Origin of the sequence: Flavobacterium movens, from assembly GCF_039581425.1 — a bacterium.
GTDB lineage: Bacteria > Bacteroidota > Bacteroidia > Flavobacteriales > Flavobacteriaceae > Flavobacterium > Flavobacterium luteolum.
In genome coordinates, this window is sequence record NZ_JBCPXY010000003.1 from 59,116 (window position 1) to 73,495 (window position 14,380).

The window sequence follows — 14,380 nt, forward strand, 5'->3', positions numbered from 1 at the left end:
AATATCTACATATGAAACTAATCATCAAAAGCGCCAAAATTATCGACTCAAAAAGTCCGTTTCACAATCAGACCGTTGATCTTTTAATTGCAGATGGTGTAATAGAAAAAATAGGCGTTTCGCTTCCAAATGACGATGCAGAAGTGGTACGATTTGACGATCTTCATGTTTCTCAAGGATGGTTTGACAGCAGTGTTTCTCTTGGAGAACCGGGTTATGAAGACAGAGAAACGATCGTAAACGGACTAAACGTGGCAGCAAAAAGCGGATTTACAGCAATTGCTTTACAGCCGAATTCTTTGCCAATTATTGACAATCAGTCACAAGTAAATTTCGTAAAAAGTAAAGCAAATGGTTTTGCAACAGAAATTTTCCCAATAGGCGCTTTAACAAAAGCCAGTGAAGGAAAAGACATGGCAGAGCTTTTTGATATGAAAAACTCGGGAGCAATCGCTTTTGGAGATTATAACAAAAGTATTGACAATGCTAATATCCTTAAAATCGCTTTACAATATGTACAAGATTTTGACGGATTGGTAATTGCCTACTCTCAAGACCCAAACATTAAAGGAAATGGAGTTGCTAATGAAGGAATTGTTTCTACAAGATTAGGCTTAAAAGGAATTCCAAACCTAGCTGAAGAGCTGCAAATTTCAAGAAACTTATTTTTACTGGAATATACTGGAGGAAAACTTCATATTCCGACAATTTCTACAGCAAAATCGGTTGAATTGATTAGAGAAGCGAAAGCGAAAGGTTTAAACGTAACTTGCAGTGCATCTGTACATCATTTGGTTTTAACTGATGAAAAACTGGACGGATTTGATACTCGTTTTAAAGTTACTCCACCATTAAGAACAGAAGTTGATCGACAAGCTTTGCTTAACGGAATTGCTGACGGAACAATCGACATGATTACTTCAGACCACAACCCAATTGATATTGAATTCAAAAAAATGGAATTTGATACTGCCAAAAACGGAACAATTGGTTTAGAAAGTGCTTTTGGAGCTTTATTGACGGTTTTACCTGTAGAAACGATTGTAGCAAAATTAACTGCTGCGAGAAACGTTTTTGGTTTACAAAACAATATTATCGAAGAAGGTGCAAAAGCAAACTTAACTTTATTTACAACGGAAGGAAAATCAACTTTTACAAAAGAAAACATCCTTTCAAAATCTAAAAATTCTGCTTTCTTAGGAACTGAACTTAAAGGTTCTGTTTATGGAATTTTAAATCAAAATCAATTAGTTACAAAATAATAAAATGAATAATTCAGTCGAAGAAGGAAAACCAATTGCTATTACGAGTTACATTCTTATCATTGGTGTTTTAATCGCCATGAGTATGAATTCTGAAAACAAAAATAGTTTTGCTTCTTTTCATATCCGTCAATCTTTAGGGTTATCTTTAACCTTCATTTCTTTAGGAGCAATTATCAGCAACTTTGATAGTTTTTTCATTACTTTCCCAATGTGGATCTGTATCTCAATTCTTTGGACTTTTGGTATTTTTAATGCTATTCAAGGGCAAATGAGACCAATTCCTTTGGTTGGAAATTTATTTCAAAAATGGTTTAAGAAAATTGGATAAATTTTAAAATTCCAATTTTTAAGTACCAAATTCCAAACTAAAAAACGTCAAAAACTTTGTCAAAGTTAAGAACTGAAAACCGTGACTGAGACTGAGACTAAAAATTTACAATTCACAATTGATAATTTACAATTAAAAAAAATGAATCTATCTTTAGAATATAAAATAAGAGAACCAAAAGTAATTTTAGATAAAAATCCGTTATTGCTTTTATTGCATGGATACGGCAGCAACGAAGCCGATTTATTCTCTTTTGCTTCTGAACTTCCGGATAATTATTACATCATTTCCGCAAGAGCTCCTTACGATTTACAATATGGTGCTTACGCTTGGTATGCAATTAACTTTGATGCTGACCAAAATAAATTTTCAGATAACGAGCAAGCCAAAATTTCGAGAGATACAATTGCAACATTTATAGACGAATTAGTCGCTAACTATCCTATTGATGCTAATAATGTTACCTTAATTGGATTTAGCCAAGGTTCCATTTTGAGTTATGCAACGGCACTTTCTTATCCAGAAAAAATTCAAAGAGTTGTGGCAATGAGTGGTTATTTCAACGAAGAAATCATCAAAGAAGGTTTTGAGAAAAATAACTTTAAGAATCTAAAAATATTTGCTTCACACGGAACTGTAGATCAAGTTATTCCGATTGAATGGGCAAGAAAAACACCTGCCGCTTTAGAAAAATTAAATATTCCGCTTACTTATAAAGAATATCCTGTTGGACATGGAGTTGCTCCTCAGAATTTCTTTGATTTTAAGAATTGGCTGCTTAGTTAGTATTCAGTCGCAGTTCTCAGTCGCAGTTTCCACTAAATCCTTTATAAAATGAGCATTTCAAAACTTAATAATCCTGCATTAATTTTAATTGATATTCAAAAAGGTTTTCATGATGTTGCCTACTGGGGCGGGGATCGAAATAATGTTGATGCAGAACAAAAAGCTGGCAAACTTCTAAAGATCTGGCGAAGCAAAAAACTTCCCATTTTTCACGTAAAGCATTGTTCTTCAAATCCTAATTCCATTTTAAATGAAACAAATCCTGGAAATGAATTTCAGGATATTGTAAAACCTCTTGAAGGAGAAACCATTATTAAAAAGAATGTCAACAGCGCTTTTATCGGAACAAACTTAAAAGAGCTTTTGGATAATGATAAAATTACAAATCTAGTAATTGTTGGCTTGACCACAGATCATTGCGTTTCTACCACCACAAGAATGGCAGGAAATTTTGGCTATACCGTTTATTTGGTTTCTGATGCAACGGCAACATTCAACAAAAAAGGAATAAATGGAGAAAATTTCTCTGCCGAATTAATTCATCAAACAGCTTTAGCAAGCTTAAACGACGAATTTGCTCAAGTTGTTACTTCTGATTTTATTAAAGAAATCATTTAAATATACAAAAAGTGAAATGTAAAATGATTGAACCAATTTACATTTCACTTTTTACATTTTACTTTTATTCTCCTGTATAAAGAACCTTCCCTGCTTTTTTCAGAACATATCCTTTCCACGGAATCAACTGCCAATCGCCATTAACCCAAGAATCACCTTCTGATTTTCTTTCTAGAATAATCGATTCTTTTTGAGTATCTAGAAAAAGTTCTGCTTTATTTCCGTCAAAAATTACATAGGAAACAGTAGAATACGTTTTTCCATCTTCAGCATGATTTAGTCTTGTGCTGTTTTCAAAAACTCTAATACATTCTTTCTTAAGCGTAGACCAAGTATATCCAGCAGAAGCTTTACAACCATGCGAATCGGAATCTCCTCCTACAACAGCCTCTTTTTGTTGCTCTTTCGGAGTTGTACTTGTATTTTCTTGAGAAACTTTTTTTCCGCAAGAAATTGCACTTGCTATAATCAAAAACAAAAACATCTTTTTCATAATCCTAAATTTATTTAAAGTTCAAAAAAAAATAGGATTATAAAATCCTATTTTTGATATAACCAAGTTTGATTTACTTCAAAGGTAATATTATCGTCGTTATCTACAAAGTATTTTAACAAGACTTCTCCCCATAATTCACCATTACTGTAATCTGCAATGATCCATCTGTGGTTTAAAATTTTTACTTTATTGATGATGAATTTCTTTCCATCAATCATATCCTGACCTGTATAAGGATTCCCTTTTGGATTTGAATTGAAATCTAATAACTTTTCGGTTACAACTGGAATTAGTTTTTCATACAAAATCACTTTTCCTCCTGAAGCACTATTATCAAAATAATTTTGTGCATTTTCGTTGTGTTCTAAAGAAAAATAATCAGCCTCTGCCAATTTATTTTTCATAAGACTAATGCTGTCTCTTAATTTCTTAGTTGTTTTATCATATCGCTCCTGTCCAAATTTCACTTCTCCGCTATAAAACGAATACGTGAAAACGTTCATTAAAATGGCAAGAATAAAAAGATAAAGCATTAAGGATTTTTTCATTGTGTGGTATAATTAAATTGTAATTTCTAAATTGTCGTAAGCCAAGAAAACATTTTCAGGAAGCTTCTGCTGGACTTCTTCATGAAAGCCCAAAACATGACTAATATGAGTTAAATAGGCTCTTTCAGGTTTAACCAGATCAATAAAATCAAGCGCTTCTTGAAGATTAAAATGAGTATCGTGAGGTTCAACACGCAAAGCATTCACTACCAGAACTTTTATGCCCTTCAATTTTTCAACTTCGACTTGTTCAATTGTTTTTACATCAGTTAAATAAGCAAAATCTTCTATTCTGTACCCAAAAACCTGTAAATCGCCGTGCATAGCATTTATCGGAATTGCCATTTTATCTCCAACGGCAAAAGGCGCATTATTTTGCACTTCGATTGTTTTTACGCTTGGAGCTCCTGGATATTTATTTACGGTCTCAAAAACATAATCAAAACGGCGTCTTAGATTATCTAAAACACGTTTATGTCCGTAAATCGGAATTTCTCCTTGTCTGAAATTAAATGGCCGAATATCGTCTAAACCAGCAGTGTGGTCAGAATGCTCGTGGGTAAAAAGAATCGCATCGAGTTTTCGGCATCCGCAAGAAAGCATTTGCTGTCTGAAATCGGGACCACAATCAATAACATAAGAATGCTCGTCCCATGTTATCCAAATGGATACACGAAGCCTTTTATCCTTAGCATCAGTGCTTTTACAAACTGGATGATCGATTCCGATAATTGGAATGCCTTGAGAAGTACCTGTACCTAAAAAATAAACCTTCAATTGAACTTAATTTTTTTACAAAAATAGATTATTTCTCTTTCATTAGACTCCTAATTTACTAACTTTGTAACAAATCTATTTAAAACAAAATGGGTACAGAAATAAAACTCAAGGGTGACAAGGTCATCGAACAGATTCCTTCTATAAAAGACAAAGCGTTACGCATTAATTTAAACGAAAATATTTACGGAACATTTGCTGAGATTGGCGCTGGACAAGAGACCGTTAGACACTTTTTCAGATCTGGAGGTTCATCAGGAACTATTGCAAAAGCTATGTCTGCCTATGATAAAGATTTTAGTGATGCTGTTTATGGAGCCGAAAATGACGGAAGATACGTTACCGAAGAGCGTTTAAAAAAAATGCTTACCCATGAAGGACAAATCATCGAAGAGCGTTTAAGCCGAGAAAAACATCCAACAAAACTTTTTTTCAGTTACGCCAACACCGTTGCAACAATAGATTTTGCCAAACAATTTAAAGGTCACGGATGGGTTGGAATTAGATACCAAATTGAACCAGACGAAGCTTATAACGAAATTATCCTTCATATTCGTTTTAAAGAGACTGACGCTAGATTACAACAAGAAACACTGGGAATTTTAGGAGTTAACTTAATTTACGGTGCTTTTTACAAATACAATGATCCTAAACGATTACTTAGATATTTATACGATCACTTAGATAAAGATCAATTAGAGATCGACACCATCAACTTTTCTGGGCCTCGTTTTGCCGATGTAGACAATCGTTTAATGAGTTTACAATTGGTTAAAAACGGAATGACAGATGCCGTAATGTTTAACCCAGAAGGGAAAAACATTTTACCAGCAGCTATCTTATACAAAAAGAACCTTTTAGCTTTGAGAGGAAGTTTCCGTCCTGTTACAAAGGTAAACATGGATATGTATGAGAAATCTTTAGAAATGTTTCTTAAAGAAAATAAGGTTGAAAAGAACAATACGCTTGTAATTTTTGAAATCACTCTTTCGAATTTAAGATCAGATGGAGAAATTGATGAAAGAGATTTTATGGATAGAGCCGAATTGCTTTGTTCTCTTGGTCAAACCGTTATGATTTCGAATTTCCAAGAATATTATAAAGTTGTAGAATACTTCGCAAACTACACCAAAGCTCGTATGGGATTGGCAATGGGGGTAAATAACCTTGTTGATATTTTTGACGAGAAGTACTACCGCCATTTAAGCGGTGGAATTCTAGAAGCTTTCGGAAAATTATTCTATCGCGATATGAAAGTATTCTTATATCCAATGTTAGACGAAGATGGCTCATTAATGAATTCAAACAATTTGAAGGTTCATCCTAGAATGAAAGAGTTATATAAATTCTTTAAATTCAATGGAAAAGTGGTTGACATTGAAGACTACGATCCAAATATCCTAGATGTTTTCTCTAGAGAAATTTTAAAAATGATTAATCAAGGTAAAACGGGCTGGGAACCAATGCTGCCTCCTGGAATTCCAGAAATCATTAAAGAACATCATCTTTTTGGATATCATCCGCAGAAAGAATTAGAACAAAATAAACAATAATAAAAAAGTCCCTCCTTGGGACTTTTTTTGTTTCAGGCTTCAAGCTACTGTTGAAGCGGGTATTTTTTTAACGCAAAGCACGCTAAGTTTTTTTACTTAAGCTTGTGCCAAAAACGCAAAGTTCGCAAAGCTTTATGCAAATTAAGCTTTGCGAACTTTGCCAGTTTAGTAGGTTTGGCTCATAAAAAAACTTAGCGTGCTTTGCGTTAAAACTAAACATTAAGTAAAGCAACTTGAAACCTGAAACAAAGAAAACCTGAAACAAAAATCTCTATTTCAAAATCTGCGAAGCATGTTCTTTTGTTTTTACTTTTTCGATTACTTCTTCTATAATTCCTTTTTCGTCAATTACAAAAGTTGTTCTATGGATTCCGTCGTATTCTCTTCCCATAAATTTCTTTGGTCCCCAAACTCCAAATGCATTAATAACCGATTTGTCTTCGTCTGCAATTAATGGGAAAGGCAATTCATATTTATCTTTAAACTTAATTTGTGCTTTTGCACTGTCAGCACTCACTCCTAAAAGCTCGTAATTATTAGCTTGAAAACGATGAAAATTATCTCTCAAATCACATGCCTCCGCTGTACAGCCTGGAGTGCTCGCTTTTGGATAAAAGAAAACAACCAATTTTTTCCCTGCGTAATCTGTCAGTTTGTGTGTTTTTCCGTCTTGATCTATTCCTGAAAAATTTGGCGCTTGATCTCCTGCTTTTAATGTTGTCATATTTTTATATTTTAGGTTGTTGATTTTAGACTTTAGATTAACAAAGATAACTCATAACTTTTTTCATGCCCCAGATTGCAGTGAAAACCCCGGAATTATGATAGTTTACATTTTTTGTATTTAAAAAGCGACCAAAGGAAGCTCTTTTAAATACTTAAAAATGTTACTGGCATAATGAGGAGTTGAAACGGAAAGCTGGATTAGGCACATCATTAAAATTATACTATTTTTACAACATTAAAAATACGGAAATGAATAAAGAAGCTCGTGTACAATTTGTTATTGATAAATTAAAAGAACTCTACCCTACTATACCTGTTCCGCTTGACCATAAAGATCCTTATACGCTTTTGATTGCGGTTTTGCTATCTGCACAATGTACCGATGTTCGTGTAAACCAAATTACACCTTTATTATTTGCAAAGGCCGATAATCCGTATGATATGGTTAAAATGTCGGTGGAGGAAATTAAGGAAATTATTCGTCCGTGTGGTTTATCTCCAATGAAATCTAAAGGAATTCACGGTCTATCTGAAATTTTAATTGAAAAACATAATGGCGAGGTTCCACAGAGTTTCGAAGCGCTTGAGGCTTTACCAGCGGTTGGCCATAAAACAGCAAGTGTAGTAATGTCGCAAGCTTTTGGCGTTCCAGCTTTTCCTGTTGACACACACATTCACAGATTAATGTACAGATGGAATTTATCTAACGGAAAAAATGTAGCGCAAACCGAAAAAGATGCTAAAAGATTATTTCCAAGAGAATTATGGAACGACTTGCATTTGCAAATTATTTGGTATGGCCGAGAATATTCTCCAGCACGTGGATGGAATCTTGAAAAAGATATTATCACCAAAACTGTCGGAAAGAAATCTCTCATTGAAGAACTTGAAAAAACAGTTTCAAAAAAATAAAGCACAAAGATTAAAAATCTTTGTGCTTTAATGTGCCAATTAGAAAATTAGGCAATGTGTTCGGAATCTATAGAAATTTTCTAATTATCAAATTTTCTCATTATCCAATTTATTTACATTCCCGCTTTTAAAGCATTATATTCTGCTGTCATATCAAGCGATCTATAAACACCAAGCAATGTTTTTGTTGCATCTGAATTCTTAGGCTCTAGTGTAAGCACTTTTTTCAGATACGGAATTGCACTTCTTGTAATATCATCTTTTCTTGCACTAAGCTTATCGTACTTCTGCATCTCAGCTGGAGTAGTTCCTAATGAAGAAATTTCATCGGCTAAATCTTTCTTTATTTGTAGTTTTAAGTAAGCCAGATTAATATAGGCATCTACATAATTTGGATTCAATTCTAAAACATAATTATATACCGCTTCGGCTTTAGAATAATCTTTTCTTTCAAGGTAAGCATAAGCAAGATTATTGTTTACCTCTATTCTTTTAGATGGTACAGATTCTGTTCTTGGTTTTTCATAGAATCCTTGTTGAATTGCTGATTCTCTAGCTTTTGGCGAAACAAAGACATCTTCTTCTTTTGTTTTCTTATTTGTAGCATAGTACAAAACCCCTTTTCCTGAAAAATTAATTTTCTTTAGAAGTTCATAATAAGTAACTGCCGAACCAAAATCTTTTGCATTGATAGATGAAGACGCCGCATTAAACAAGTTCAGGGTATCCTTTTTATCAAACAGATATACTTTATAACTTTTTTCTGCACTCTCTTTAAATTTTCCAGCATTAAAATCGGCCATTGCCCCGTTTACTAGACTGGCTTTCATATCTTTTAAAGCCATATTTGCTTTAACTGTCCATTTAAATTTTCCTGATTCGTTTTCGTATAAAAACACATCTTGGTACGATTGCGACGCTAATGTAAAATTATTAGCTGCATCAATATTTTTTACAGCTAAGTCTTTTAAAACGTTTCCTTTCAAGAAGTAGTAATCTGATTTGTCTTCATCAGATGCATTAAGAATAAGATATTCTGTTTTAGTTAAAACTGCCAAAGCTTCCTGGCTATTTCCTTTATCAAATAAAGATTGTGCTTCTTTAATTTTGTCTTTCTGTGCAAATGCGCCAATACTTATCATCAATAAGCATGACAGCACTTTAATATTGTCTTTCATTTTGCGGTTGAGTTTTGGTGGTTAAATGATTTTCTTATTTTCTTTTAAGAAATAGCAAAACAGATAATTAAACTGGTTTAAAAATTATCCTTACTATTTTCTTGAGTAAACATTTGCTGGTTCAAATATTTTTCTCAAAATCAAATTAGCATCAAAACCTAACGAAATAAAGTAGGGTAGTTTTTTTTCATAAATAGTTTTTTGGGGTTAAATATTTAATTCTTAGTTTATTATTTTAAACAAACAAATTTTTCAATACGAATAACACTTATAAAAAGCACATTAAACGAAATAAAAATTAGTTTTTTAACTAAAATAGAATTAAAAAGTAAATAAACACATTAATTCCCATCATAATGTTAAATTTTAACAAAACAGAAGAAAAATGCTGTAAAATACTTATATTTTTTATTTATGAATATAGACAAACAAAAAACTCACTGTTTGTATAATGAAATATACGAACAGTGAGTTCTTCAACCAAAACGACCATTTGGTTTGTTTTAATAAACATCCGACAGGAGCAGTGGGCTGTTTAGTTAGCTATAATCTCAAAATTTTTATCGTCAATCTTAACTACTGTCAAGGCTTTAGAATAATTCAATAAAAAAGAAACGACTTCTTTTTTAGGTTTAAGATTTTTAGAAGCTTGTGCTTTTTTTGAGTAAATTTTCCCCATACTATTCAAAATGTTTTATACTAGTATAACGGGCTAATTATCAAAATAGTATTAGTTGGTTAAAATAATTTGATGTTTTTCTATTATTTTTCTCAAATTCATTAGCGCGTATCGCATTCTCCCTAATGCAGTATTGATGCTTACGCCAGTTACTTCAGAGATTTCTTTAAAACTCATATCCTGATACATACGCATTACCAGTACTTCTTTTTGATCTTCTGGAAGTTCTTCTATCAGTTTTTTTAAATCAATCTCGACTTGATCTACAATCATTTTGCCTTCTATTGTCAATGCATCGTCTGACATAATAGAGAAAATAGAAAACTCTTCTGTTTCTCTATACATTGGCATTTTCTTTGTTTTTCGAAAATGATCTACGATTAAGTTATGAGAAATACGCATTACCCAAGGCAAGAATTTACCTTCTTCATTATACGAATTGCTTTTCAAAGTTTTAATAACTTTAATAAATGTGTCTTGAAAAATATCATTTGAAATATCTCTATCAGCAATCTTAGAATATATAAAACCATATATCTTAGATTCGTGCCTTTTTATTAATGTTGCCAGTGCAGCTTCGCTACCGTCAACATAATTTTTTACTAATAGAGCGTCTGGAGTATGCAGATCAGCCATAATAACTACTTTTTTAGTTTTGTTTTAAAATTTGGAGTATTTTCTAAAAAGTAGTTTTCTTATATAGGCGTGGCTTTTTTGGGTTATGTTAATATTGTGACCAAATTTAACAAATTTTACTTTTAAAAAGCAAATAAAATCATTAATTATTATTAGTAAAACTTTTATTAATGTACAATAAACATAAATTTTACCTAAAAAGAGCTAAAAATCCGTAAAACAAAAGCTCGTAAAAAAGTTCAAAAACAAAACGTAATTTCCTTACAATTAGCAAGATAAAACTTAATGATTGCACTAAATCTAAATTTAAATTACAATTTTTACCAGAATAAATTGATAATTATTTGACATTTTTCTCAAAAAGACTTTAAACAGCATCTTTTTGTCCACTAAAATCAAATTCTTTGAACTGAAATAGGCCGACCAAAAAGCATTTTAATTATGATAAAATAGTTAAGATTTGGAACTAAATCCTTAACAAAATCCAATTCAAAATTGTTTACTTTTGTAAAAATTGACTTTTTTATGCAAATTGACCTTTCTAAAATAGATCCAAAATCAAATATTATAATTAAAGGAGCACAGGTACATAACTTGAAAAATGTAGATGTTGTTATTCCTAGAAATAAACTGGTTGTTATTACAGGTCTTTCAGGATCAGGAAAATCGAGTTTAGCTTTTGATACTTTATATGCCGAAGGACAAAGACGTTATGTAGAAAGCTTGTCGTCTTATGCTCGTCAGTTTTTAGGCCGTTTAGACAAGCCAAAAGTAGAATACATAAAAGGTATTGCTCCTGCTATTGCGATTGAGCAAAAAGTAAATACAACCAATGCCCGTTCGACAGTTGGGACTTCGACAGAAATTTACGATTACATCAAACTTTTGTTTGCTAGAATCGGACGCACCTACTCTCCTATTTCTGGACAGGAAGTCAAAAAAAATACAGTTACTGATGTTATTTCCGACGTTAAAAGTCTTCCGCTCGATAGCAGATGGCTGTTGCTTGCCCCTATTCATCTTGAAGAAGGAAGACAGCTCGAAGACAAACTAAAAGTACTTTTACAGCAAGGTTTTGCTCGTATTTTGGTCGATAATGAAATGATTCGTTTGGATGAATTTTCGGCTTCGGATTTACATCAATTCGATAATAAAGACATACTGTTAATTATTGACCGTATTGTTGTAAAGGAAGAAGAAGAGTTTTACAATCGTCTGGCAGATGCCGTTCAGACTGCTTTTTTTGAAGGAAAGGGAATCTGTTATTTGCAAGAATTAAATGCAGAGAAGAGATTTTCATATTCGAATAATTTTGAACTTGACGGAATAACTTTTCTAGAGCCAAATGTTCATTTATTCAGTTTTAACAATCCCTACGGAGCTTGTCCTGTTTGTGAAGGCTATGGAAATATAATTGGTATTGATGCCGACCTTGTGATTCCAAACACAGCATTATCTATTTATGAAAGTGCAATTTATCCGTGGCGCGGCGAAAGCATGAGCTGGTATAAAGATGAATTGGTAAAACATGCTTATAAATTTGATTTCCCAATTCACAAACCTTATTTTCAATTAACAGAAGAACAAAAGGATTTGATCTGGACTGGAAATCAATATTTTCAAGGGCTAAATGATTTCTTTAGAGAATTAGAAGAAAAAAATTATAAGATCCAAAATCGTGTCATGCTTTCGCGTTACCGCGGAAAAACGAAATGTCATGTCTGTAAAGGCAAACGTCTGCGCGAAGAAGCATCTTACGTAAAAATCAATGGAAAAACGGTTTCTGATCTTGTCGATTTACCGATTAAACATTTGGTTACTTTCTTTAAAAACATTGAATTAAATCAATACGAACAGCAAATTGCCAAACGTTTAATGGTCGAAATCAATAATCGTTTATCTTTTTTAACCGAAGTGGGATTAGATTATCTTACGCTAAATAGAAATTCTGCAACTCTTTCGGGAGGAGAATCTCAGCGAATTAACCTTGCAACTTCTCTTGGAAGCAGTTTGGTTGGATCGATGTATATTCTCGACGAGCCAAGTATTGGTCTGCACCCAAAAGATTCTGAAAGACTGATCAAAGTACTGCTTTCTCTTCGTGATCTTGGCAACACCGTAATTGTGGTTGAACATGATGAAGATATTATGAAAGCTGCCGATATGATTATTGACATTGGTCCAGAAGCTGGAACTTTTGGAGGAAAATTGGTTGCACAAGGAACTTATGATGAAATTTTAAAATCGGATTCTTTAACAGCAAAATATTTAAATGGTGATTTAGAAATTTCTGTTCCGAAAAAAAGAAGAAAATTCAAAAATCATATTGATATTATTGGCGCACGCGAAAACAACTTAAAAAACATAAATGTTACTTTTCCTTTAGATGTTCTAACGGTTGTTACAGGTGTTTCCGGAAGTGGAAAAAGTACTTTAATAAAGAAAATTTTATTTCCTGCCGTTCAGAAAAAATTGGAAAGTGCTTCTGAAAAAGCAGGACAATTTACCGAGATTTCGGGATCGTTTTCACAAATTAAACATATCGAATATGTAGACCAAAATCCGATTGGAAGAAGTTCTAGATCAAATCCTGTTACCTATATCAAAGCTTATGATGATATTCGTGATTTATATGCGAAAGAAAAACTATCAAAAATAAGAGGTTATCAGGCTAAACATTTCTCTTTTAATGTTGATGGAGGTCGATGCGAAACTTGTAAAGGAGAAGGCTCAATAAATGTTGAAATGGTTTTCATGGCCGATGTTTCGCTGCCTTGCGAAACCTGTGGCGGAAAACGATTTAAAAAAGAAATCTTAGAAGTTACTTTTGACAATCAAAATATCAATGACATTCTAACCATGACCATTGATGATGCGATTGCTTTTTTTGAAAAAAATAAGCAAGCAAAAATTACTCAAAAGTTACAACCATTGCAAGACGTTGGTTTAGGATATGTACAATTAGGACAATCCTCTTCTACTCTTTCTGGCGGAGAGGCACAGCGTATTAAATTGGCTTCTTTTCTGGTAAAAGGCGCTACAAAAGACAAAGCCTTATTTGTTTTTGATGAACCTACTACGGGTCTTCATTTTCATGATATCAAAAAACTTTTAGCTTCATTTGATGCTTTAATCGAAAAAGGACATTCGATCATTGTAATCGAACATAATCTTGATTTAATAAAATGCGCTGATTGGATTCTTGATTTAGGTCCTGAAGGAGGAGAAAATGGAGGTCATTTATTGGCATCTGGGACTCCAGAAGATATTGTAAAAGTAAAAGAATCTATAACGGGAGTTTATCTAAAAGATAAATTGTAATAGTGACCGCTTTCAAATAACAAAGCCATAAATACAAGGATTAATTTGTATTTATGGCTTTATATTTTATTTCTCTTTTTTAATGCTCTTAAGCTACCAGACATCTTTCCTCAAAAGGAAGACCATCTTCGTCAATAGCCACTAAAATCTTTTTCTGTTTTGAAGCCTCAAAAGTAAGATACAGCCATGCAAATGACCATAATCCTAGAGTTAAACAAAAAATCAAAAAATTTAAACTGTGATTAACCACTTTTCCACCTTTAGATAAAACTGCAAAAAGCAGTTCATCATTTCTTTCTTCTAAAGTAAATCCATTATGAACTTTGTTTGATATCATATTAGAAAATACTTGCATGCTTTGTTCATGGCTGAGATGATTGTACTTCATAATTTCTAATCTACAATTAATTCTGGTTACACTTTTATTTGTAATTTCCTGCAAAAGTATTTAATTTCAAAAAATAAAAAAATACCTACATTTAGTCATTTTGTTAGAAAAAAAACTACGTTTTGAGCAAAGTACTGCTAAACATTCATGATAAAGTTAATTTTTATTA

Annotated in this window: 15 protein-coding genes; 7 read left to right on the forward strand and 8 right to left on the reverse strand. The window is 32.5% G+C overall.

Annotated elements, in window-relative coordinates; genetic code table 11:
• Nucleotides 1–11 precede the first annotated feature (11 nt).
• The 4 genes from AAYQ05_RS06595 to AAYQ05_RS06610 all read left to right on the forward strand — a co-directional run bounded on the left by AAYQ05_RS06595 (nt 12) and on the right by AAYQ05_RS06610 (nt 2,997).
• A complete protein-coding gene (locus tag AAYQ05_RS06595; protein WP_343542068.1) occupies nt 12–1,262 on the forward strand; it encodes a dihydroorotase in 1,251 nt (416 codons plus the stop codon).
• A 4-nt stretch (nt 1,263–1,266) separates the two neighbouring features.
• Entirely contained in the window at nt 1,267–1,593 is a 327-nt protein-coding gene (locus AAYQ05_RS06600) for a membrane protein (protein ID WP_008462543.1), read from the forward strand.
• Between the two features lie 141 nt (nt 1,594–1,734).
• Entirely contained in the window at nt 1,735–2,379 is a 645-nt protein-coding gene (locus tag AAYQ05_RS06605; protein ID WP_343542070.1) for an alpha/beta hydrolase, read from the forward strand.
• Nucleotides 2,380–2,427: 48 nt separating this feature from the next.
• Nucleotides 2,428–2,997: a cysteine hydrolase family protein gene (locus tag AAYQ05_RS06610; RefSeq protein ID WP_343542072.1), complete on the forward strand. Its 570-nt coding sequence runs from the start codon at nt 2,428–2,430 to the stop codon at nt 2,995–2,997.
• A gap of 64 nt (nt 2,998–3,061) precedes the next feature.
• On the opposite strand, the gene AAYQ05_RS06615 is transcribed toward AAYQ05_RS06610, so the two are convergent.
• The 3 genes from AAYQ05_RS06615 to AAYQ05_RS06625 are packed head-to-tail and all read right to left on the reverse strand — an operon-like array spanning nt 3,062 to nt 4,818.
• Entirely contained in the window at nt 3,062–3,490 is a 429-nt protein-coding gene (locus AAYQ05_RS06615) for a hypothetical protein (protein WP_343542075.1), read from the reverse strand.
• Nucleotides 3,491–3,537: 47 nt separating this feature from the next.
• A complete protein-coding gene (locus AAYQ05_RS06620; protein ID WP_343542076.1) occupies nt 3,538–4,041 on the reverse strand; it encodes a hypothetical protein in 504 nt (167 codons plus the stop codon).
• Between the two features lie 12 nt (nt 4,042–4,053).
• Entirely contained in the window at nt 4,054–4,818 is a 765-nt protein-coding gene (locus AAYQ05_RS06625; RefSeq protein ID WP_343542078.1) for an MBL fold metallo-hydrolase, read from the reverse strand.
• Nucleotides 4,819–4,907: 89 nt separating this feature from the next.
• Here AAYQ05_RS06625 and AAYQ05_RS06630 point away from each other — a divergent pair, with 89 nt between their 5' ends.
• The gene (locus AAYQ05_RS06630; RefSeq protein WP_343542079.1) at nt 4,908–6,371 is read left to right on the forward strand and encodes a TonB-dependent receptor; all 1,464 of its coding nucleotides are present in this window, start codon (nt 4,908–4,910) and stop codon (nt 6,369–6,371) included.
• 271 nt (nt 6,372–6,642) lie between these two features.
• On the opposite strand, the gene bcp is transcribed toward AAYQ05_RS06630, so the two are convergent.
• Complete coding sequence (gene bcp / locus AAYQ05_RS06635; protein ID WP_343542080.1) at nt 6,643–7,095, reverse strand: thioredoxin-dependent thiol peroxidase; 453 nt, start codon at nt 7,093–7,095, stop codon at nt 6,643–6,645.
• A 251-nt stretch (nt 7,096–7,346) separates the two neighbouring features.
• On the opposite strand from bcp, the gene AAYQ05_RS06640 reads away from it, so the two are divergent.
• Nucleotides 7,347–8,009 (forward strand): endonuclease III domain-containing protein, encoded by a 663-nt coding sequence (locus tag AAYQ05_RS06640; RefSeq protein WP_177210224.1) that lies wholly within the window; start codon nt 7,347–7,349, stop codon nt 8,007–8,009.
• Nucleotides 8,010–8,122: 113 nt separating this feature from the next.
• Here the strand turns inward: AAYQ05_RS06640 and AAYQ05_RS06645 are convergent, their stop codons facing one another.
• From AAYQ05_RS06645 to AAYQ05_RS06655, 3 genes are all read right to left on the reverse strand, one after another.
• The gene (locus AAYQ05_RS06645) at nt 8,123–9,187 is read right to left on the reverse strand and encodes a tetratricopeptide repeat protein (protein WP_343542083.1); all 1,065 of its coding nucleotides are present in this window, start codon (nt 9,185–9,187) and stop codon (nt 8,123–8,125) included.
• 535 nt (nt 9,188–9,722) lie between these two features.
• Nucleotides 9,723–9,866 carry a hypothetical protein gene (locus AAYQ05_RS06650; RefSeq protein ID WP_167511684.1) on the reverse strand — a complete coding sequence of 48 codons (144 nt, stop codon included), beginning with the start codon at nt 9,864–9,866 and terminating at the stop codon, nt 9,723–9,725.
• Nucleotides 9,867–9,917: 51 nt separating this feature from the next.
• Nucleotides 9,918–10,502: an RNA polymerase sigma factor gene (locus AAYQ05_RS06655; RefSeq protein ID WP_281631951.1), complete on the reverse strand. Its 585-nt coding sequence runs from the start codon at nt 10,500–10,502 to the stop codon at nt 9,918–9,920.
• Between the two features lie 525 nt (nt 10,503–11,027).
• Here AAYQ05_RS06655 and uvrA point away from each other — a divergent pair.
• The gene (gene uvrA, locus AAYQ05_RS06660) at nt 11,028–13,823 is read left to right on the forward strand and encodes an excinuclease ABC subunit UvrA (RefSeq protein WP_343542088.1); all 2,796 of its coding nucleotides are present in this window, start codon (nt 11,028–11,030) and stop codon (nt 13,821–13,823) included.
• Nucleotides 13,824–13,911: 88 nt separating this feature from the next.
• Here the strand turns inward: uvrA and AAYQ05_RS06665 are convergent, their stop codons facing one another.
• The gene (locus AAYQ05_RS06665; protein WP_165352478.1) at nt 13,912–14,211 is read right to left on the reverse strand and encodes a DUF8108 domain-containing protein; all 300 of its coding nucleotides are present in this window, start codon (nt 14,209–14,211) and stop codon (nt 13,912–13,914) included.
• Nucleotides 14,212–14,380 lie beyond the last annotated feature (169 nt).